This window comes from Pseudomonas sp. SIMBA_068 (genome assembly GCF_046534705.1).
GTDB lineage: Bacteria > Pseudomonadota > Gammaproteobacteria > Pseudomonadales > Pseudomonadaceae > Aquipseudomonas > Aquipseudomonas putida.
In genome coordinates, this window is sequence record NZ_JAWRYI010000050.1 from 1 (window position 1) to 479 (window position 479).

Sequence of the window (479 nt, forward strand, 5' to 3'; positions counted from 1 at the left end):
CAGATCGTGCTTCGCGCCGAGATCATTCACCCACCACTGGCGTTCACCGGCGACCCCCTGTTGGGTCTTTTCCGCATCGGGCTGATTGTCCGTCACGACGAGCTGGATGTGCCGGCCGAATTCCTCCCGCGGAATCGGTCCCGCGAGTGCGGCCAGCGGATGCGATGGCGCGCAGACGGTCACCATTTGCGCGTCACATAAATGATGCCGCTCGATGGAGGCTTGGCTCAGTTCGGGCACATCCGTGATCGTCACCGCCAATGCGCACGTGCCGTCGAGAACCAGGCGCTCGCCGCCCTGCATGGTCGTCATGCGCAGATTGATCGCGACCGTCGGAAAGTCCGCCTGCAGCGTGCGCATGCATTCGATCAGGTGCGCACGCGGAAAATAGGTATCCACGGCGACCGAAACCTGTGGGACCCCGGCTTCAGCGATCGCCACCGCGCGCATCTTCATTTCCTCGGTGCGCGCAATCACCC

Annotated in this window: 1 protein-coding gene; it reads right to left on the reverse strand. The window is 63.5% G+C overall.

All coding sequences use genetic code 11. From position 1 onward, the window contains the following. Positions 1-479 (reverse strand): LysR substrate-binding domain-containing protein (locus SB756_RS28080; RefSeq protein WP_410912751.1); only part of this gene is annotated, 479 nt, incomplete at both ends.